The 1445-nt window shown below is 66.6% G+C and carries 1 protein-coding gene; it reads left to right on the forward strand.

Going from position 1 to position 1445, the window contains the following annotated elements; all coding sequences use genetic code 11:
- Positions 1–46 precede the first annotated feature (46 nt).
- Positions 47–1445, forward strand: a 1399-nt coding sequence (locus ACF08M_RS41650) for a purine-cytosine permease family protein (RefSeq protein WP_392190528.1), incomplete at its 3' end; no start/stop codon positions are given.

The following is a 1445-nucleotide window of genomic DNA, read 5'->3' on the forward strand; positions in this document are numbered from 1 at the left end:
ACGTCATGTTCAACCGGGTTCGATGCGCTGAGGCGAGGGGGCAGGCATGAGTGAGCAACCGGCTGGGCGGCGCGAGTCCGTCTCCGGCATCGAGTCGGCGACGATCCAGCCGATCCCGCTCGACCAGCGGCACGGCACGAACCGGGACATGTTCACGATCTGGTTCGGCACGAACATCATGATCCTGTCCATTGTCACCGGAGGACTTGCCACCACGCTGTTCGGCCAGCCGGCCTGGTCGGCCGCGCTGGGGATCATCGTCGGGAACCTCTTCGGTGCGATCTTCATGGCGCTGCACTCCGCCCAGGGGCCGCGGCTCGGGGTCCCCCAGATGGTCCAGACCAAGGGACAGTTCGGCTCCTGGGGTGCGCTGCTGATCGTCCTGATCGTGGTGGTCATGTACCTCGGGTTCTTCATCTCGATCCTGGTCTTCGGAGGACAGTCACTGGCGGCGGTGATTCCGCACCTGAGCAGCAAGGCCGGCATCGTGCTGCTCGCGGCGGCCAGCATCACGGCCACGATCTGGGGCTACAGCCTGATCCACGCCTATGCGCGGATCATGACCTACGTCTCGGGTGCCGTCCTGCTACTGGCGTTCGTCTGGGCGTTCGTCGTCCACCCGGTGCCGCACACCTTCTTCGGCACCGGTCAGGCCACCCTGTCCGGGTTCATGAGCACCGTGTCGGTGGCCGCGGTCTGGCAGATCGCCTACGCGCCGTACGTCTCGGACTACTCCCGTTACATGCCGGCCAGGACCGGCTCCAGACCGGCATTCTGGATGAGCTACTGGGGCACCAGCCTCGGCTCGATCCTGCCCATGTTCCTGGGCGCGGGCATCGGGCTGCTCCTGCCCGGCACGGACCCCATCACCGCCCTGACCCAGGCAACCGCCGGGATCAGCCTGCTGGTCGTGGCCGTGTTCAGCATCGGTGTCGCCGCGACGAACGCGATGAACCTGTACTGCGGCACCCTGTGCACGATCACGATCGCGCAGACCTTCCTCCCGCGCTTCACAGCTCGCAGCCGCGCCCGTGCGGTGGTCGCGAGCGGACTGTGCACGATCGCGCTCGCCGTAGCCCTCACCTCCGGAAGCGGCTTCGTCGCCACCTACAACAACTTCCTCACCCTGCTGCTCGGCTCCCTGGTCCCGTGGACCGCGGTCAACCTGGTCGACTTCTACCTGGTGCGCCACGGTGACTACGCCGTGGAGGACTTCTTCAGACGCGACGGCGGCCGCTACGGCCGGGTGAACTGGCCCGCGGTGCTCTGCTACCTGATCGGCGTCGCGGTGCAGATCCCGTTCATGATCATCGGGACCGCCTACACCGGCCCGATCGCCAAGGCACTCGGCCACACCGACATCTCCTTCATCGCCGGCCTGCTCGTCGTCTCGCCCCTGTACTACTTCACCGTGAAGACCGTGACCCGACTGCGGACGACCGCGG

Origin of the sequence: Streptomyces sp. NPDC015032 (genome assembly GCF_043080425.1) — a bacterium.
Classification (GTDB): Bacteria; Actinomycetota; Actinomycetes; order Streptomycetales; family Streptomycetaceae; genus Streptomyces.